The 17,903-nt window shown below is 61.5% G+C and carries 17 protein-coding genes and 1 tRNA gene; 13 read left to right on the forward strand and 5 right to left on the reverse strand.

The genetic code is table 11. From position 1 onward, the window contains the following. Positions 1–484 precede the first annotated feature (484 nt). The gene (locus CFR79_RS11245) at positions 485–1,450 is read right to left on the reverse strand and encodes a quinone oxidoreductase family protein (RefSeq protein WP_110547971.1); all 966 of its coding nucleotides are present in this window, start codon (positions 1,448–1,450) and stop codon (positions 485–487) included. 157 nt (positions 1,451–1,607) lie between these two features. Between CFR79_RS11245 and CFR79_RS11250 the strand changes: the two genes are divergently transcribed. Together CFR79_RS11250 and CFR79_RS15920 are read left to right on the forward strand one after the other, a co-directional pair. Next, positions 1,608–2,507, forward strand: coding sequence for a LysR family transcriptional regulator (locus tag CFR79_RS11250; RefSeq protein WP_258373554.1), 900 nt, complete (start codon positions 1,608–1,610; stop codon positions 2,505–2,507). A 165-nt stretch (positions 2,508–2,672) separates the two neighbouring features. Beyond that, positions 2,673–2,825 (forward strand): hypothetical protein, encoded by a 153-nt coding sequence (locus tag CFR79_RS15920; protein WP_181417421.1) that lies wholly within the window; start codon positions 2,673–2,675, stop codon positions 2,823–2,825. A gap of 172 nt (positions 2,826–2,997) precedes the next feature. On the opposite strand, the gene CFR79_RS11255 is transcribed toward CFR79_RS15920, so the two are convergent. Further along, positions 2,998–3,072, reverse strand: a tRNA-Met gene (locus CFR79_RS11255). A 177-nt stretch (positions 3,073–3,249) separates the two neighbouring features. On the opposite strand from CFR79_RS11255, the gene CFR79_RS11260 reads away from it, so the two are divergent. Continuing rightward, a complete protein-coding gene (locus CFR79_RS11260; protein ID WP_102323453.1) occupies positions 3,250–4,476 on the forward strand; it encodes a mechanosensitive ion channel family protein in 1,227 nt (408 codons plus the stop codon). A 21-nt stretch (positions 4,477–4,497) separates the two neighbouring features. Here CFR79_RS11260 and CFR79_RS11265 read toward each other — a convergent pair whose 3' ends face one another. Next, a complete protein-coding gene (locus tag CFR79_RS11265; RefSeq protein ID WP_102323454.1) occupies positions 4,498–5,337 on the reverse strand; it encodes an undecaprenyl-diphosphate phosphatase in 840 nt (279 codons plus the stop codon). 90 nt (positions 5,338–5,427) lie between these two features. Between CFR79_RS11265 and CFR79_RS11270 the strand changes: the two genes are divergently transcribed. Further along, positions 5,428–5,919: an MlaD family protein gene (locus CFR79_RS11270; RefSeq protein ID WP_243705302.1), complete on the forward strand. Its 492-nt coding sequence runs from the start codon at positions 5,428–5,430 to the stop codon at positions 5,917–5,919. A 20-nt stretch (positions 5,920–5,939) separates the two neighbouring features. Here CFR79_RS11270 and CFR79_RS11275 read toward each other — a convergent pair whose 3' ends face one another. Then, positions 5,940–7,034 (reverse strand): D-alanine--D-alanine ligase, encoded by a 1,095-nt coding sequence (locus tag CFR79_RS11275; protein WP_102323455.1) that lies wholly within the window; start codon positions 7,032–7,034, stop codon positions 5,940–5,942. Further along, positions 7,031–7,609, reverse strand: coding sequence for a DedA family protein (locus CFR79_RS11280; RefSeq protein WP_110547973.1), 579 nt, complete (start codon positions 7,607–7,609; stop codon positions 7,031–7,033). Before CFR79_RS11280 ends, CFR79_RS11275 begins: the two co-directional genes overlap by 4 nt. 255 nt (positions 7,610–7,864) lie before the next feature. Between CFR79_RS11280 and CFR79_RS11285 the strand changes: the two genes are divergently transcribed. From CFR79_RS11285 to CFR79_RS11325, 9 genes are all read left to right on the forward strand, one after another. Then, the gene (locus CFR79_RS11285) at positions 7,865–8,887 is read left to right on the forward strand and encodes a lytic murein transglycosylase (RefSeq protein ID WP_110547974.1); all 1,023 of its coding nucleotides are present in this window, start codon (positions 7,865–7,867) and stop codon (positions 8,885–8,887) included. Next, positions 8,884–10,170: a D-alanyl-D-alanine carboxypeptidase family protein gene (locus tag CFR79_RS11290; protein WP_408884571.1), complete on the forward strand. Its 1,287-nt coding sequence runs from the start codon at positions 8,884–8,886 to the stop codon at positions 10,168–10,170. The genes CFR79_RS11285 and CFR79_RS11290 overlap by 4 nt, the downstream gene beginning before the upstream one ends. Before the next feature lie 2 nt (positions 10,171–10,172). Next, a complete protein-coding gene (gene tmk / locus CFR79_RS11295) occupies positions 10,173–10,829 on the forward strand; it encodes a dTMP kinase (RefSeq protein ID WP_110547975.1) in 657 nt (218 codons plus the stop codon). After that, the gene (locus tag CFR79_RS11300) at positions 10,822–11,784 is read left to right on the forward strand and encodes a DNA polymerase III subunit delta' (protein ID WP_110547976.1); all 963 of its coding nucleotides are present in this window, start codon (positions 10,822–10,824) and stop codon (positions 11,782–11,784) included. Before tmk ends, CFR79_RS11300 begins: the two co-directional genes overlap by 8 nt. Then, positions 11,781–13,319, forward strand: coding sequence for a methionine--tRNA ligase (gene metG / locus CFR79_RS11305; protein WP_102323460.1), 1,539 nt, complete (start codon positions 11,781–11,783; stop codon positions 13,317–13,319). The genes CFR79_RS11300 and metG overlap by 4 nt, the downstream gene beginning before the upstream one ends. Beyond that, positions 13,316–14,113, forward strand: coding sequence for a TatD family hydrolase (locus tag CFR79_RS11310; RefSeq protein ID WP_110547977.1), 798 nt, complete (start codon positions 13,316–13,318; stop codon positions 14,111–14,113). The genes metG and CFR79_RS11310 overlap by 4 nt, the downstream gene beginning before the upstream one ends. A 4-nt stretch (positions 14,114–14,117) precedes the next feature. Further along, positions 14,118–14,903: an MBL fold metallo-hydrolase gene (locus tag CFR79_RS11315; RefSeq protein ID WP_102323462.1), complete on the forward strand. Its 786-nt coding sequence runs from the start codon at positions 14,118–14,120 to the stop codon at positions 14,901–14,903. Between the two features lie 153 nt (positions 14,904–15,056). After that, complete coding sequence (gene guaB, locus CFR79_RS11320; RefSeq protein ID WP_102323463.1) at positions 15,057–16,559, forward strand: IMP dehydrogenase; 1,503 nt, start codon at positions 15,057–15,059, stop codon at positions 16,557–16,559. A 39-nt stretch (positions 16,560–16,598) separates the two neighbouring features. Continuing rightward, positions 16,599–17,894, forward strand: coding sequence for an RsmB/NOP family class I SAM-dependent RNA methyltransferase (locus tag CFR79_RS11325; RefSeq protein WP_110547978.1), 1,296 nt, complete (start codon positions 16,599–16,601; stop codon positions 17,892–17,894). Positions 17,895–17,903 lie beyond the last annotated feature (9 nt).

Raw genomic sequence — 17,903 nt, forward strand, 5'->3', positions numbered from 1 at the left:
CTCGTCCGTCAGGTCGCCACGCATCCACAGGTCTCCGCAAAGACCAACGTTGAATCACGTCCAAGCCAGTCTGAAAAGACCTTTTGTCAACAGAACCTAGGCACGCGACATATTCCAAGAAGCCAGACAGTAAAGTTGCGTTGAACGGTACACAGGTCTGTAGACAGGTATTGAGAGCAGTTGGTTCGATAAAAAAAGTATAACGCATAGAAAACATGTGCGTCTTTATATACTTATGATCGCTTTCTTTCGGATATCAGCATTACGTTGCTATTGCTCAGTAAGGTAATGAATTCTTAAGGTCGGGTTTGATCCGGGTCATGTATCGATAAGAAGCTGTTTGAAAGTCTGCCCGGGAAACATATAGAAATCATAAGGAAGTTTTTGGTGAAGCTTTTTTCAAAAAGCTTCGGAAGACATCGCCTTTTTGAAAAAAAAGGCGATACCCAGAAAACTTTTCCTGTTTTTTGTCAAAGATTTATTTTCAAACAATTTTTAAAACGATTTTCCCTGCAAAGTTGCGATCTTCAAGCAGTCGATGCGCATCCTGACCTGCATTCAGGGGAAAGGTCCTGATATGGGGTAGCGTGATCCGGCCTGCATGCAGTGCCGCGAAAAGGCGGTCCACACGACCCTGTCGGCCCTCGCGATCATTGAGATAGGTCCATAAGTCTCCACCAATGATGCCTTTGGACCCTTCCATAAGTTCAAGCGGATCGATGAAGGGGGGCGTCCCACCCGCCTTGCCGAAGATGACGGCACGGCCGCCGGGACGCAGTGCGGCGACACTTTGCATCAGGGTCGTTCCGATCGAATCATAAGCGATATCGACACCCTTTCCCGTTGCCTGCTGAACCCGCGCTACCCAATCTTCCTGATAATCATATGCCGCCACGGCCCCATTCTCGCGCGCCAGTTCGCGTTTTGCGGGTGTCGATGCGAGTGCATGCACCTGCGCACCAAGTGCCGTCGCCATCTGCGTCACCAGTCGACCGACGCCTCCCGCAGCCGCCTGGATCAGGACCGTGTTACCGGAACGTACAGTCACGCTATCCTCCACCAGATATTGAGCTGTCAGCCCTTGCAGCAACAGGGCGGCGACGCTTTGGTCCGCAATATCATCCGGTAACGTTACCAATTGATCGGGGCGGGCCATTACCAGTTCGGCATGGGCACGCGGCACGTCAACAAACCCCACGCGCTGGCCGATTTTCCAGCCACATACATCGGCACCAATCGCCACAACATGACCGACGCCTTCATAGCCGCCAATCCACGGTGCTTCGCCTTGCAATACATAATTGCCCTGACGGCGATAAATGTCCGCGAAGTTAAGCCCGACAAAAGTCGGTGCCACCAATACTGATTGTGCATCCAGAGCGGGAGCAGGCAAGTCGCCATAGGACAGGACATCCGCATCCCCAAACCGGTCAAAAAACAGGGCTTTCATCGCTGTGTGTCCTTAAACAAAAAAGATCCAGATTTGGTTTATTTGGTTCGGAATGAAAGATATGACACAACAGTAGGGTTGGATTAATCGCCCGTAAGTGCGTTGTATTAAAACCTGTGGTTTGAAATGAAGGCCGGTTATGGATCGATTGACAAGTATGGCCGTTTTCCTGTCGGTCGTTGATCTGGGCAGTTTTACTGCTGCCGCGGAACACCATGCGATTTCCGGAACCATGGTGGCCAAGCACATCAACGCGCTTGAGGCACAGTTTCAGACGCGCCTGCTGCACCGGACAACGCGCCGGATGGCGCTGACAGAAGTCGGGGCGCTGCTTGCTGAACGGTACCGCAGGATACTGGCGGATGTGGCGGAGGCGCAGGCCGTCGCCCACACATCGGCAGTCAGTCCCTCCGGTCGCCTGCGTATCAGTGCGCCAGTGACGTATGGGAGCCTTAAGGTTGCGCCATTACTGGCTGCCTATCTCGAACTTTATCCGGATGTGCAGGCTGAACTTGTTCTGGATAATCGCAAGGTCGATCTGATCGAAGATAGTTTCGATGTCGCCTTTCGTATCGGGGATCTGGAAGATGAATGGCTTGTTGCACGACCACTCGGCCTTTACCGGACGATCCTTGCCGCATCTCCTGCATATCTTGCCAGATATGGCTGTCCTCACGGGATAGAAGAGCTATGCTCCCATCGTCTGATTGGTTACCCGCAATGGCAGTCAGATGATGTGTGGACGCTACATGGCCCCGGAGGTGACTATAAGATCCCGCTGCCTTCGCCCCGGATACGGATCAATCATGCTGCTGGCCTGCGCGAAGCTTGTGTTGCGGGGTTTGGCATTATTCTTCAGTCGTCGCTGGCCCTGAAAGCCGATCTTGCGGCTGGACGCCTCGTTCCCGTCTTGCCTGACTATGCGCCGGTCCCACGCCCCATTACCCTTGTTCATCTGCCTGATCGCCGCATGACGGCAAGCCTCCGCGCTTTCATCGCCTTCGTAAGTCAGGCCCATCTTTCGCGAAGCAGTGAGAGTGAACGTAGTAATTCCTGAAGGATTAAACGGATTCCTGAGAGAAAAATGTCTGTTCCCGGCAGTAGTCGACAGTAAGGATGACGACATTACCTGTCCACTTTCTGAATAATCGGACAGGCAGAAGGGGACTTATTATAGAACTGCTACCTCTGCTCTGTCTTCCAGAAGCAGGGCTTGGGAAAAATGACAGGATATGGGTACCATGAAGGGCAGCATCACGCCTGGGTCGTGTCCGGTTGCCGCCTGATGGATGGCAGGGGCAGGCTGTCCAGTGCAGGGACCATGGCGATTGCACGACTGGCCAATTCGGCCTGTTGGCGGCTGATCCATACGTGAGGCAGGTTTGAAATGTAGGACGCAAGGCGCGGCAACGAAGGTCTCTTGCTGCCGTTTAGAACAGGCAGGTGCCAGACCCGATGGGCAGGGAGTGCCAAAAATCCCGACAACCCCAATAGAAAGGAGATTCGGAAAAGCACAAAAATGTAAGGAAAATCAATCCTAACGCAGATGGTAGCGGTGGACGGATTTGAACCGCCGACCAAGGGATTATGATTCCCCTGCTCTACCGCTGAGCTACACCGCCATCGCGTTAGGATGAGTGCGAAATACCCGCGCTTATGGGGGAAGTCAACCCGCGTTTTGGGCACCTGCATGAAAAAGCGCAAAAAGTCGCCTGATTTGTCAGGCTCAGTCGTTAGGGGGTAAAAGTGTCCGCTCACCCCATGGCACGCACACAACCCGAAAAGGCTGCGTATCCTTTGTGAGAACTGAATTCCTTAGATTTCTGACTGCCCTGCGCCTGATGTTCGGCTGGTTGCCCGGCCTGCTGTCTTCCATCCTCATGCTCTGCGTGGCGGGTCTGGCTGCTGAAATGTTCAGCCGATTCATCACGAAACTGATCCTGCGTATTCCGGGACAGAAGCGTGGGGCTTTCATACGCTCCTTCACCATGGCCATGCAGCGCCCCGTGCGCATCATGCTGGTGCTTCTTTTCGTGGGCACGGCGCTGCCGGTTTCGGGGCTGCCTTATTCAATCATGCAGGTCGCCACCCATACGCTGGTGGTGCTGTTCGTGCTGATGCTGGGTTATGCGGCGGTTGTCGCCACCCGTATCCTGTCCGACGCCTATCTCAGGCGGATCAATGGCAAGGATGACAAGGACGACATCCTGCTACGCACGCATATGACGCAGGTGCGCGTCCTGCGCCGCACGACGGATCTGCTGATCGGACTGCTGACCATCGGTGCTGCGCTGATGACGTTCGAGCCGGTGCGGCAATATGGCCTCAGCCTGTTCGCTTCCGCCGGTGCGGCATCGCTGGTTGTCGGTCTGGCAGCGCGCCCGCTGCTGACCAACCTGTTCGCGGGCATGCAGATCGCCATGACGCAGCCCATCCGTATGGAAGACCTCATCATCATCAACGGGGACTGGGCGTGGGTGGAGGAAATCACCTCAACCTACGTCGTGCTGCGTGTGTGGGACTGGCGGCGGCATATCGTGCCGATTTCCTATTTTCTGGAAAATACATTCCAGAACTGGACCCATAATTCGGCAGCATTGATCGGGGTTGTGTTCATCTATGTGGATTTTAACGCGCCGATGGACCGGATACGGGCACGGCTGCGTGAAATCGTGCATTCCGCCCCCTTGTGGGATGGCAAGGAATTCGCCGTTCAGGTTTCCGACTGCAACGCCCATGTCATGACGATCCGTGTGATCGCAAGCGCGCGCTCCGCCATGCAGAGCTGGGACCTGCGCTGTGAAATCCGCGAACAGATCCTCGCCTTCCTGCGCGATGAATGCCCCGAAGCCCTGCCGCGTGACCGGCTTTCGCACGTCGCATCCGCATCGGGGCTGGATATGATGGGGGATCCGGCCATGCTGTCACCACCCATCTCACGCCCGCCGCCGGGCGCCTATATGGGGCCGCGTAATGGCATGAGCGGCGGTATGGGATCGACCGATGGCGGGCAGGGGCATGGCTGACCCCCACCGGCCGGTTATGGGTCAGGACAGGTAAAGGAACGCCGCCGCGCCGGCGCCAATGCAGTACCAGCCGAAGGGGCGTAGCGCCCAGTCCTCATGTTCGCGGAAATAACGCATCAGGATGCCGGTGCAGACCAGTGCGACGACAGCGGCGACGATCGCGGCGATAACGGCCACGTGCATCTGTCCCGGCAGGGGCGGGGCATGCCGCAGTTTCAGCGCTTCAAGCACGGTGGCGGCCAGAATGACCGGCTGCGCCATGAGAAAGGCGAAGCGCGCCGCGTTTTCATGCGACAGGCCGCGCAGCAGCCCGCCTGCGATGCATGCCCCCGAACGCGACAGGCCGGGAAAGAATGCCAGACACTGGAACAGCCCGATGACCACGGCTTCCCCAAATCCCAGTGAAGCAAGGGGGCGATCGCTTTCGGGCAGCAGGTTTTCGCGCATCCGGTCTACCAGCAGCAGCATGACGCCATTGAGTGCCAGGAAAACCGCTGCGTAACGCGCCGTGCCGAACAGGCTGCGGATGGCATGTTCGAACAGGCCGCCAATCAGCACCGCCGGAATGGTGGCCACGATCAGCAGTGCAAGGATACGGATGCTGTCCATCTGGATGGTGACGCCGTAGCGGCCGGTTGTACCGGTAAACAGCGCCACCCAGTCGCGCCAGAAAAATACCAGCAGTGCGACGCATGTGCCCAGATGCAGCATGACCAGCAGGGGCAGGAACATTTCCCCGTGCAGGTCCACCGGCCATTTCAGGATGGCGGGCACGATGGCCGCGTGGCCAAGGCTGCTTATGGGGAACTGTTCGGTAGCCCCCTGAATGATCGCTATAATAATTGCCTGAAGGAGTGTCATTGTCCGCTCGTCCATGACGCAGTAGGATGAAAAAAGAAGGTACGGCGTAGCGCCGGTCCCACCTTGTCCCGCATTGCGGCGGATTTCAGGATGGTACGGGGCCGCATCGGGCAGGGGGCCAGCATGGCACGGGAAAGAAGTGGCGCGATCATATCCAGCGGGCTTGTCCTTCTGGTTGCGGGAGGATTCTGTTTTTATGCCCGTGCATCGCAAAGTGGCGGATACCATGACCGCTACCCCGTAACCGCGCGTTTCGTGTCGGCTAACGGGCTGTCCGTGGGCGCGGATGTCGCCATGGATGGTGTGCCAGTGGGCCGGGTTACCTCCATCATGTTAGACCCGACGACTTATATGGCCAATGTGGGTTTCACGGTGGACCGTACATTGTCCCTGCCTGAAGATACAAGCATTTCAATCGGTAGCCCCACCCTTACCGCCGATAACGCCCTGATGATCGAAGCCGGGCATGCGACCACCATGCTCCGCCCCGGCGCCGTGATTACCAATACGCGCGAACCGGTCAGTCTGGAGCAGCAGGTCAGCAATTATATTTTCGGCAATGGCGGCCTGCCCACGGACTGACCGGGGCAGGCGATCGGCTTTCAGTCGTTCAGGGGGTAACTGGCCATCAGCCTGCGCTGGCGCAGCCAGCTCCGCAGCATGGTCATCGCGCCGCTGCTTTTCCAGCCATCGCGCCGTTTGCGCGCGCCGATGCGGAAGGTCTCGCGGTAGTGCATGAACTGCGTGGCGTAGGCATCGCGCAGGGTGGTGCGCGCATCCCATATATGGGTGGCTTCGGAACCCACGCCATTGATTTCGATGATCTGGAAATCTTCCCCCCGGCGCAGGGCGGCGAGGCTCTGCGCCTTGGCATCGATACGGCCGAAGTGGAAATCGGGAATGTCGCGCATGATGGTGTTGACGCGCGCGACAAGGGCCGGGGTGATGTCCACCGCCCGGTCGTGGAAAATCGAACCCTTGCAGTGATTGCCCGCGAATACCAGCGGCAGGGACTGACCCAGGGGCAGAACGTCGCGCAGGCGGTCCTTCAGACGGGGCAGGTAGATATGCGGCACGAGCCGGGTGCGGGCATCGGCGTGGATCAGTTCCTCCACCGTGGAATGGCCATCGCCGGTCAGGTGCGGCACCTCCTTGTAGGTGAGGGAGGTAATGCGGCCCTCCGCCTCGTCAGGGTGGCGGATATAGAACAGCCCGACTTCATGTCCGTAGGGGATCAGGTGCTGGAGCATGACCGCCACATTGCGGCCAAAGGCGGCAAGCCCGGTGCGCAGGCTGTCCACGTCGCGCATGATCCGCACGCCCGTTCCGTTGCAGCCGATATCGGGCTTGAGCACGACGGGAAAGGACAGGCCGGCCTTTTCCATGGCGTCGAGCGCGCGGGGCAGGTCGTTGTCGCCAGTGGTCAGCACGGCGTAGGGGGCGATCCATTCGCGCGCCACATCGCCCGCCATGTCAAGGATGGAGCTTTTGCTTTCACCGCACAGCCCGCCGGTTTCGATGCGCGGATTGGCGGCGGTGGGCAGGCTGAAATCCCGGTACCACAGTCCCAGCACGATCCAGTACAGGACGACCGGCGTGTAGAAGATCCACCCCGGCCAGAACTCGAAAGCCGACACGGTGGGGGCGGCTGCAGGTGACGGCGGCCGGTGGTCAAGGGTGGTGGTCATGTCGGTCATCGGGTCTCATTGCTCTGCAAACGTGCGATCATGCGGCTGATCAGGAAAATGGTCAGGACAAAACCGGCCATGCCCGCCCATTTCCATGTTCCCAGATGGTCAATCAGGAACTGTCCCACGCGTAGCGAGACCAGAAAAAGCAGGGATGTCCATATCAGGGTTGCGAGGACCGCGGCGATACAGAACAGTCCGAACCGGGCGCGAAAGAAACCACATGCCGTATAAAGCGGCAAGCGTGCGCCGGGCACGAAGCGGCTTATGAACACGATGCGGAACACGTTGCGGTCAAACCAGCGGCCTTCCTGCACGTGATCGGGCAATGTGATCCACCGTCGCGCCGGGGGCCACAGCGCGGCCAGACGGCCCATGCCATAAAGCCCCATGTCCCCCACCACGATGCCGATATACAGCGCGACCAGCGCCACCATGATATCGACATGCCCGGTGCGCACCTGCATGGCGGTCAGGATTGTCGCCGCATCCTCCAGTATAAAGGTACCGACAATGATCGCCATCGCCTGCACGAAGGGGGAGGCACCGGCGGCGGCCAGACAGGACATCAGGTATGTTGGCATACAGGCTGTTTCAGTACATCCGGCGGGGATGGAAGGGAAAAACCGTAACCACGTAACACAAGCCCTTCGGTCGGCCCGTCAGGCGGGCAGGGAAATACAGGCCATAAGGCCAACGCATGAACTGCTGTTGGCGTTCTTGTGGCATGCTTCGTCCATGGCCACAAACCGGAAATTATGTCGCGTATTGTATCACGCCTTATCCGATCTGCTTATCAGTGATTGAAACGGGCGGAACGGCGTGGCACAGCATCGGGTATGCTCGTACGTCGTCGCCTTCTTCATGTTGCCGCCGCTTCCCTCGCCGGGGCGGGTGCGTCGTGGCTGCTGCCCGCCCATGCGGCACTTCCGCATGCAGGCGCGAAAGCGGCGGCGGCGCCGGGGGATTACGCCAGTTTTGTCGCAGGCATCAGGCGTGATGCGATTCGGCAGGGACTGACGGCGGATGCCGTAACCCAGGCGCTTGCTGCCCTGACCACGCCCAACATGCAGGTGATCCAGCGCGACCGGCACCAGCCCGAATTCCACCTGACATGGGCGCAGTACCGCAGCCGTGTGCTGACACAGCGCAAGATAGATGACGGACGCGCCGCCTTCGCCGCCCAACGCGCCGTGATGGAGCAGCAGGTCCTGACCCGTTACGACGTGTCGCCGGGCGCGGTTATGGGGGTATGGGGGCTGGAATCGGCCTATGGTACGCTGACCGGCAGGTTCGACGTGGTCGATGCGCTGTGCACCCTTGCCTATGAAGGGCGGCGGGCGAAGTTCTTCCGCGATGAACTGTTCCATGCGCTGGCCATCCTCAATGCGGGTGATGTCGCCCCGGGGGACATGACCGGCAGTTACGCGGGTGCCATGGGCCAGCCACAGTTCATGCCAGGCGCCTACCTGAAATACGCCGTGGATATTGATGGCGACGGGCGACGCGACATCTGGCATTCGATGCCTGACATATTCGGTTCCATCGCCAGCTACCTTGCCGGTTCCGGCTGGGTGGGGGGCGAAAGCTGGGGGCAGCAGGTCACGATGCCCGACAGCGTGCCGCAAGCCATACTGGGCCATGCCCGTATCCGTACACTGGCGGAATGGACGGCAATGGGCGTGCGCCAGATCGGTGGCGCGCCCTTCGCCCAGCCCGACATGACGGGCGCCGTGCTGCGCCCGGACGGGCCGGGGGGCGAAGCCTTCATGGTCTATCGTAATTTCGCCGCGATCCGTCGCTACAATCCATCTGATTTCTATGCGCTGGCCGTTGGCCTGCTGGGGAACGAAATCGCGTGACGGGCACCGTCACCCCGACCGGCGGTCCGCGCCCGGTCGGTACCTACCGGACCAAGGATGCAATGCACACCCGACGTTTCCTTCTGGCTGGGGCAACCAGCCTTCTTGTATCCACCACGGCGCTGGCCGCCCCGGCACGTCGCCGCCATGCGGCCCCACACGCGGCCGATGGCGCGGCGCAGGCTTCAGCCGTACCATCCACCCCGGCGAACAGCCTGATCGGTCCCATCGACACGATTGCGCGCTGGGCGTGCATTGTCGATTACACCACCGGGGCGGTGATACTGGAAAAGGCGGCTGATGAACGGATGCCGCCATCCTCGCTGACCAAGATGATGACGGCCTATGTCGTGTTCGGCATGCTGCATGCGGGCAGGCTGACGCTGGAGCAGACGCTTCCGGTCAGCGAGAAGGCATGGCGGATGCAGGGCTCGAAAATGTTCGTGCCGCTGAACGGAACCGTCACGGTCGCCGAACTGATTCAGGGCATGGTGATCCAGTCCGGTAACGATGCCTGCATCGTGCTGGCCGAAGGCATTGCCGGATCGGAGGACCAGTTCGTCAGCCTGATGAACGCGCAGGCGGCCCAGTTGGGCATGACCAACAGCCACTTCCTGAACGCGACGGGCTGGCCGATGGACGGGCATTACATGTCCGCGCGCGATGTGGCGACGATCGCCATGCACCTGATCCACGACTTTCCGGAATATTATCATTTCTTTTCGGAAAAAAGTTTCCAGTTCAACAAGATCACGCAGGAAAACCGCAACGCGCTGGTGGTCAAGGGCATTGCGGACGGCCTGAAGACCGGCCACACGGACGCAGGCGGATTCGGCCTGTGCGCCAGCGCCGAGCGTGGCGGCAACCGTGTCGTCATGGCGCTTAATGGCCTGCCCAGCAGCAACGCCCGCGCGCAGGAAGGCGAACGGCTGTTTGAATGGTCCTTCGTCAATTTTGAAAATGCGACGCTGATCCATAAGGGCGTAGCCATGGACAACGCGCCCGTATGGCTGGGGCAGGCGGCGACCGTGCCGCTGGTGGCCACAAGGGACGTGACGCTGACCCTGCCGCACGGCTGGCAGAACAGGGTGCATGTCAGCATGGATTACAGCAGTCCCATTCCCGCCCCGGTCATGGCGGGGCAGCAGGTGGGCGAACTGGTCATCGCCAATACCGGGCTGGCTGAAATCCGGGTACCGCTGGTCGCGGGCGCCAGCGTGCCCCGACTTGGGCTTATGGGGCGGGCTACGGCGGTTCTGGGCCAGAAGCTGGGACGGGGCTAGGCATGTCCGGCCTGTTCATTACGTTTGAAGGAGGGGAAGGCGCGGGCAAGTCCACACAGGCGGGCCTTCTGGCCGGTTTCCTGCGCGCGGCGGGGCATGAGGTGGAGCTTACGCGCGAACCCGGCGGCACGCCGGGGGCGGAGGCGCTGCGTGATTTCCTGCTGTTCGGTGGCCATGACCTGTGCGCCCGGGCGGAGGTGCTGGCCCATTTCGCCGCCCGGGCCGATCATGTCGAACGGCGCATCCTGCCTGCCCTGCAACAGGGGCGGATCGTCATCTGTGACCGCTTTACCGATTCAACCGAAGCCTATCAGGGCTATGGGCTGAGCCATGCCGATCCTGCCATGCTGGACATGATCGCCCGTCTGCGCGCGCTCATTCCGGTCGTGCCGGATCTGACCTTCGTGCTGCAGGTGCCTGCCGCCATCGCCCATGCCCGCATGGCGCAGCGTGGCAGCGACCGCACGGATCGGTATGAAGCGCTGGATACCGCTTTTCACGCCCGCGTGGCGCAGGGGTTTGACGCCGTGGCCAGCCGTGACGGCACGCGCTGCCGCCGCATTGATGCAAGTGGTGCGGTGGACGGGGTGCAGGCAGCGCTTCGCGCGGAACTGGAGCCTTTCCTTGCGGATATGGCGGGCAGGGCTGGCAATGGATGATCCCCGCGCCTGCCGTCGCCTGATCGGGCATGACGCGGCATGGCAGGAGTTTCTTGCGGTCATAAGGTCAGGCCGGTTGCACCACGCATGGTTGCTGACCGGGCCGGAGGGGATCGGCAAAACCACCATGGCCTTCATGATGGCCCGTGTGCTGCTGGGCGCGGAAGATCATGACAGCGCCGTGGGCCGCCGGGTCACGGCTGGCACGCATGCCGATCTGCTGGTGGTGGCCCGCGGGATGGACGATCGGCGTCACCGCCAGCGGCGCGAGATCGTGGGCGATGACGTGCGTCCCATTTCAGCCTTCCTGCGTCGCACCGCAGCCGAGGGCGGCTGGCGCGTGGTGATCGTGGATGGTGCGGAATACATGAACCGCACGGCGGCCAACGCCATCCTCAAGATCCTTGAGGAACCGCCCGAACGCGCCATCCTGATCCTGACCTGTTCCGTGCCGGGGCGTCTGCTGCCCACGATACGCAGCCGGTGCCGGGTGCTGGGCCTGTCCCCGCTGGATGACGCAGCCATGCGCACCGTGTTCGCCGGGCGCACGGGTGGTCCCGATGCGGGCAGTCTGGCCACTATCCTGTCGCAGGCCCGTGGCGCGCCGGGCAGGGCGCTGGCGCTGCTTGATGGTGAGGGGGATGTGCTGGCCGGCCTTGTCGCGCGCGTCATGGAAGGTGAAGGGGGCGAGGCGGCAGGCTATGATATTGCCGAACAGGTCACAAAACGGGAAAATGGCTTTTCCGTCTTTTTCGATCTGCTGTGTAATGCCATATCTGAAAAGACGCGCGCGCTGGCCTGCAATCCCGGCCCCGCGCGCATGAGTGACCTTCGCCCGGCCCGCCTGGCCCTGCTGTGGCAGGAAATGGTACGGCTGCGTGCGGAAACCGAACAATTCAATCTGGATAAACAGCAGGCGGTCCTAACGGCGCTTGCGCGGGTGAGTGAAACATGACACGGCGCTACTACGTCACAACACCAATCTATTACGTGAACGGGGCGCCACATATCGGCCACGCCTACACATCCGTCGCAGCCGACGTGATCGCGCGTTTCAAGCGGCTGGCGGGTTTTGATGTCTTTTTCCTGACCGGCACGGATGAACACGGGCAGAAGGTGGAACAGGCCGCGCAGACGGCGGGCATGGAACCGATTGCGTTTGCCGACCGCGTGGCGGCCGATTTCCGCGATATGTACGATACGATGGCCATCTCCTACGATGATTTCATCCGTACGACCGAACCCCGCCATGCCGAAGGGGCATCCGCCCTGTGGAAGCGGCTGGAAGAAAATGGCCATATCTACCTTGATGCGTATGAAGGCTGGTACGCGCTGCGTGACGAATGTTTCTACGGCGAAGACGAACTGGTCGATGGTCCCGATGGCAGGAAGGTGGCCCCCACCGGCGCTGCCGTGGAATGGGTGCGCGAGCCGTCCTACTTCTTCCGCCTGTCGGCCTTTGGCGACAGATTGCTGGAACTGTATGAAAACCGTCCCGGCTTCATCGAACCGCAGAGCCGCCGTAACGAGGTCGCAAGTTTCGTGCGTCAGGGCCTGCGTGACCTGTCCATAAGCCGTACCAGCTTCAACTGGGGCATTCCCGTTCCGGGTGACCCGAAGCATGTGATGTATGTGTGGGTGGATGCGCTGGCCAACTACCTGTCCGCCCTTGGCTTCCCGGATGAAAAAGGGCCGCGATGGGATTTCTGGCCCGCCAACCTGCATCTGGTGGGCAAGGACATCCTGCGCTTCCATGCCATCTACTGGCCCGCGCTGCTGATGGGGGCGGGGCTTGAACTGCCTGAGCGTGTGTTCTCCCATGGCTGGTGGACCATCGAAGGCCAGAAGATGAGCAAGTCGCTGGGCAACGTGGTGGACCCGCGTGACCTTGTTAAGACCTTCGGCCTCGACCCGATCCGCTTCTTCCTGATGCGCGAGATGCCCTTTGGCGGGGACAGTGATCTCAGCCGCCGGGCCATCGTCTCGCGCATGAATGTGGAACTGGCGAACGATCTGGGGAACCTTGCACAGCGCACGCTGTCCCAGATCGCGCGCAACTGTGAAGGGGTGCTGCCCCCGCAGGGTGCCCACACGGCGGAAGACACCGCCCTGCTGGCCCCGGCAAGCCTGCTGCCGCAGATCATGCATGAACAGATCGACCGTCAGGCCCTGACCGATGCGCTGGAGGAGGTGTGGAAGGTCATCCGCGCCTGTAACGCCTATATCGACCATCAGGCCCCGTGGAAGCTGAAGAAGACAGATGCCGCGCGCATGGCGGACGTGCTGCGCGTGCTGGCTGATGCGCTGCGGATCATCGCCACCGTGCTTCAGCCCTACATGCCCGGCAGCATGGACCGGATGCTGACCCAGCTTGGCGTGGAAGCCGGGGAACGTGATTTCGCGGCCCTTGATACGCCGCTGCCTGGTGGCCGGGTACTGCCCGCGCCGCAGGGCATCTTCCCCCGCTTTGTCGAACCGGAGGCCACATGACCCGTACGGGACTGACTGACTCCCACTGTCATCTCGACCATTTTTCTGACGGGGAACTGCCCGAAATCCTGGCCCGCACGCAACAGGCCGGGGTGGATGGCATGGTCACCATCGGCACGCGTCTGTCGCGCGCGCAGCAGCAGAAGAAACTGGCGACGCTGGATCAGCCCGACCTGCGGGTGTGGTGCACCATCGGTACCCATCCCGACCATGTGACGGAAGAAGACCTGCCCGACGCCGCCACCATCGCCGCCATGGCGGATGATCCCTGCGTGGTGGGAATCGGGGAAAGCGGGCTGGACTATTTCCACGGTCAGGCCGATGTCCGCCCGCTGCAGCACGAAAGCTTCCGCGTCCACATCGACGCCGCGCGCAGGACCGGCCTGCCGCTGGTGATTCATACGCGTGAGGCTGATGAGGACACGCTGGCGATCCTGCGCGATGAGACGACGCGCAACGGTGCTTTCCCGTTCCTGATCCACTGCTTTTCGTCGGGGCCGGAACTGGCGCGCGGGGCGCTGGAACTGGGGGGATATATCAGCTTCTCGGGTATTGCGACGTTCAATCGTGCGCAGTCCGTGCGCGACGTGGCGAAAGACGTGCCTGCCGACCGGCTGCTGGTGGAAACCGATTCGCCATATCTTGCTCCCGTGCCCCGGCGTGGCAAGCGTAACGAGCCGGGTTATGTCGCCTATACCGCCCGCGTTCTGGCGGAACTGCGCGGGATGGAAGATGCGGCGTTTGCCGAAATGACCACGGCCAATTTCAGCCGCCTGTTCACGCAGGCGGTCTGACGGGATGGAAATGATCATCCTCGGCTGCGGTGGGTCGGCTGGCGTGCCCATGCTCGGCGGTCCGGACGGGGCAGGGGACTGGGGCGAATGCGATCCGGCGGAGCCGCGTAATCGCCGTACCCGGTCTTCCGTCATCATCAGTGACGGGCCGGGACGCACATTGCTGGTCGATACGGGGCCGGACCTGCGGGACCAGTTTCTGGCGCAGCGTGTCAGCGTGGTGGATGCGGTTCTGTATACCCATGCCCATGCCGACCATGTGGGCGGGCTGGATGAACTGCGGGCGATCAACCGTATTATCGAGGGACCACTGCCCGTCTACGGAACGGCGGAGACGCTGGATGAAATCGCCATCCGGTTCGACTATGCCTTCCGCCCGTGGACACCGCCGCGCATTTTCCGTCCCATACTGGACGCGCATCCCCTTACGCTGCCCTGCCGTCATGTGATGGCGGGGATGTCCATACACCTGTTCAGCCAGCGGCATGGCCGGACCGAAACGATCGGCCTGCGGGTGGGGCCGATGGCGTACTGCACCGATGTGGTCGAACTGAGCGACGCGGCCCTTGATACGCTGCGCGGGGTCGATACGTGGGTGGTAGACTGTTTCCAGCGTGACGATCATCTTTCCCACGGATGGCTGGATCAGGTGCTGTACTGGCGCGGGATCATACAGCCCCGCCGCACGGTGCTGACCCATATGGGGCCGGACATGGACTGGGGCTGGATGCAGGAAAACCTGCCCGCAGGGGTCGAGGCCGCCTATGACGGGATGCGGCTGTACGCCTGATCCCGCACAGTGTACGGGCCACGAGGGGCAGAAAACGTACGGACCATGCGTGTAATGCTTGCCAGCAGCGGTTTCGCACCCTATGAGGGTGCGCCAACGGTCGGTGACCCGAGGCGCGGGGAAGCCGCCATCTGCTGACGAGGCCCCTGCATCATGTCTTCCATTCAGAAAAACACATCTGCTCCCCGGCTTGAGGATCGCATCCGCGAGGCCCTGGCGTTTGATGATGTGCTGGTCGTTCCCGACGAATCGAGTGTCCTGCCTTCGCAGACATCGACCAAGACCCGGCTGACCCGCAAGATCACCCTGAACATCCCGCTCATTTCCTCGGCCATGGATACCGTGACCGAAGACAGCATGGCCATTGCCATGGCCCAGAACGGGGGGCTGGGTGTCATCCACAAAAACCTGACCGTTGAACAGCAGGCCGAACAGGTCCGTCGCGTCAAGCGCTTCGAATCCGGCATGGTGGTCAATCCTGTCACGGTCTACCCGGACCAGACGCTGGCGGAAGTCAACGCCATCATGTCCCGCCACGGCATAAGCGGCCTGCCGGTGGTCGAGCGTGAAACCAACCGTCTGGTCGGTATCCTGACCAACCGCGATGTCCGCTTCGCCACCGATCCGGCGCAGCGCGTGTATGAACTCATGACGCGCGAAAACCTTGTGACCGTGCGCAACAATGCCGACCGCGATCAGGCCCGCCAGCTTCTGCACCGCCACCGGATCGAAAAACTGCTGGTCATTGATGATGAAGACCGCTGCATCGGTCTCATCACCGTCAAGGACATGGACCGTGCGGTGCAGTATCCGCAGGCCAACAAGGACAGCCTTGGCCGTCTGCTCTGCGCAGCCGCGACGGGTGTGGGTGATGACGGGGTGGTCCGCGCACGTGAACTGATCGGGGCAGGCGTGGACGTGGTGGTGATCGACACCGCCCACGGCCATTCCGCTGGCGTGCTGAAAACCATCGAGCGTATCCGCGCGATCGAGAACGACATCCAGATCATTGCCGGTAACGTCGCAACGCCGGAAGCCGCGCGGGCGCTGATTGGCGCTGGTGCCGATTGCGTAAAGGTCGGTATCGGGCCGGGGTCGATCTGCACCACGCGCGTGGTCGCAGGCGTGGGCGTGCCACAGTTTTCCGCTGTTATGGAAACCTCTGCGGCCTGTCATGAACTCGATGTGCCTGCCATTGCCGATGGCGGCGTGCGTACCTCGGGCGATATCGTCAAGGCGATCGGCGCGGGTGCTGACGTGGTCATGATCGGCTCGCTGCTGGCCGGAACCGAGGAAGCCCCGGGCGAGGTGTTCCTGTATCAGGGACGGACCTATAAATCCTATCGCGGCATGGGCAGCCTTGGCGCCATGTCCCGTGGTTCGGCTGACCGCTATTTCCAGCAGGACATCAAGGACACGCACAAGATGGTCCCCGAAGGGATCGAAGGCCGCGTTGCGTACAAGGGCGCGATGGGTGCCGTGATCCATCAACTGGTGGGTGGCCTGCGCGCAGGTATGGGCTATACCGGGTCCGCTACGGTGGCCGACCTGCAGAAACGCGCGCGCTTCCGCCGGATTACCGGCGCGGGCCTGCGTGAAAGCCACGTGCATGACGTGTCCATCACGCGTGAAGCCCCGAACTACCGGCAGGACTGACCCTGCCGGTTCCATGACAGTATAACGGTTCCATAATCCATGACACCCAGCGCACGGCTTTCCGCCGCCATTGATCTTCTTACCGCAATGGAGGCGACGCCGCTGCGACCGGCGGACGCTCTGGCCAATGCCTTCTTCCGTGAACGGCGCTATATCGGCGGGGGCGACCGCCGGGCCATATCGGCGCGGGTGTGGGGCATCCTGCGGCACTGGCGCAGGATGCACTGGTGGATTGAAAACGCTGACATGCAGCCGACGCCCCGCCTGCTGGCGCTGGCGATGATGGCGCTGGAGGCACAGGGGCGTGAAAACCCCGATGATCTGTTTACGGGTGAACGCTATGCCCCGCTGGGCCTGACCGGACCGGAACGGCGGCTGTATGACCGGCTGCGGGGGCAGGACCTGCTCCATCCGGACATGCCGCGCGCCGTCAGGCTGGAAGTGCCCGACTGGCTGCTGCCCCGGCTGGAACGCACGTTCGGCGATGCGCTGGAAGCAGAACTGGCGGCCATGGAAGGTGAAGCGACACTCGACCTGCGTGTAAACCTGCTCAAGTCCGACCGTCCCACGGCGCGCGCGGCACTGGGGACGGAGGGCATCCATGCCGTGGAGACCACGCTTTCCCCGTGGGGGTTGCGGGTAACGGGGCGCCTGCCGGTTACATCCAGCGCTGCTTTCCGCAGTGGCCTGATCGAAATACAGGACGAAGGCAGCCAGCTTGTCGTCGCGGCCGTTGGTGCGCGACCGGGCATGCGGGTGCTGGATTATTGCGCGGGTGCTGCGGGCAAGACGCTGGGCATGGCCATGACCATGGAAAATCGCGGTCATATCGTGGCCTGCGACGTATCCGAACCCCGGCTGGAAGGGGCGGTGCGCCGCCTGCGCCGTGCGGGCGTGCATAATGCCGAACGTCACTTGCTGGTAGCGGGCGACCGCTGGGCGCGTCGGCGTAGCGGCAGTTTCGACCGTGTTCTGGTCGATGCGCCATGCACGGGCACGGGTACGTGGCGTCGTAACCCTGATGCCCGCCTGCGCCTGCGTGAACAGGACCTGCTGGAACTGACCGCCAAACAGGCCGAAATCATTGACCGTGCCGCAGCACTGGTCCGTCCCGGCGGACGCATGGTCTATGCGACGTGTTCCGTGCTGCGCGAAGAAAATACGGACCAGATCACGGCCTTTCTGGCGCGCAATCCCGACTTCGCACTGGTTCCCCCTGATTCGGAACACGATGACCTGCCGCCCGGACTGAGTACGGATGGTCAGGTCAGCCTTACCCCCCGCCAGCATCATACGGATGGCTTTTTTGCTGCCATGATGCAGCGTAAATCCTGATATACACGA

Origin of the sequence: Komagataeibacter saccharivorans (assembly GCF_003207825.1) — a bacterium.
GTDB classification, from domain to species: domain Bacteria; phylum Pseudomonadota; class Alphaproteobacteria; order Acetobacterales; family Acetobacteraceae; genus Komagataeibacter; species Komagataeibacter saccharivorans.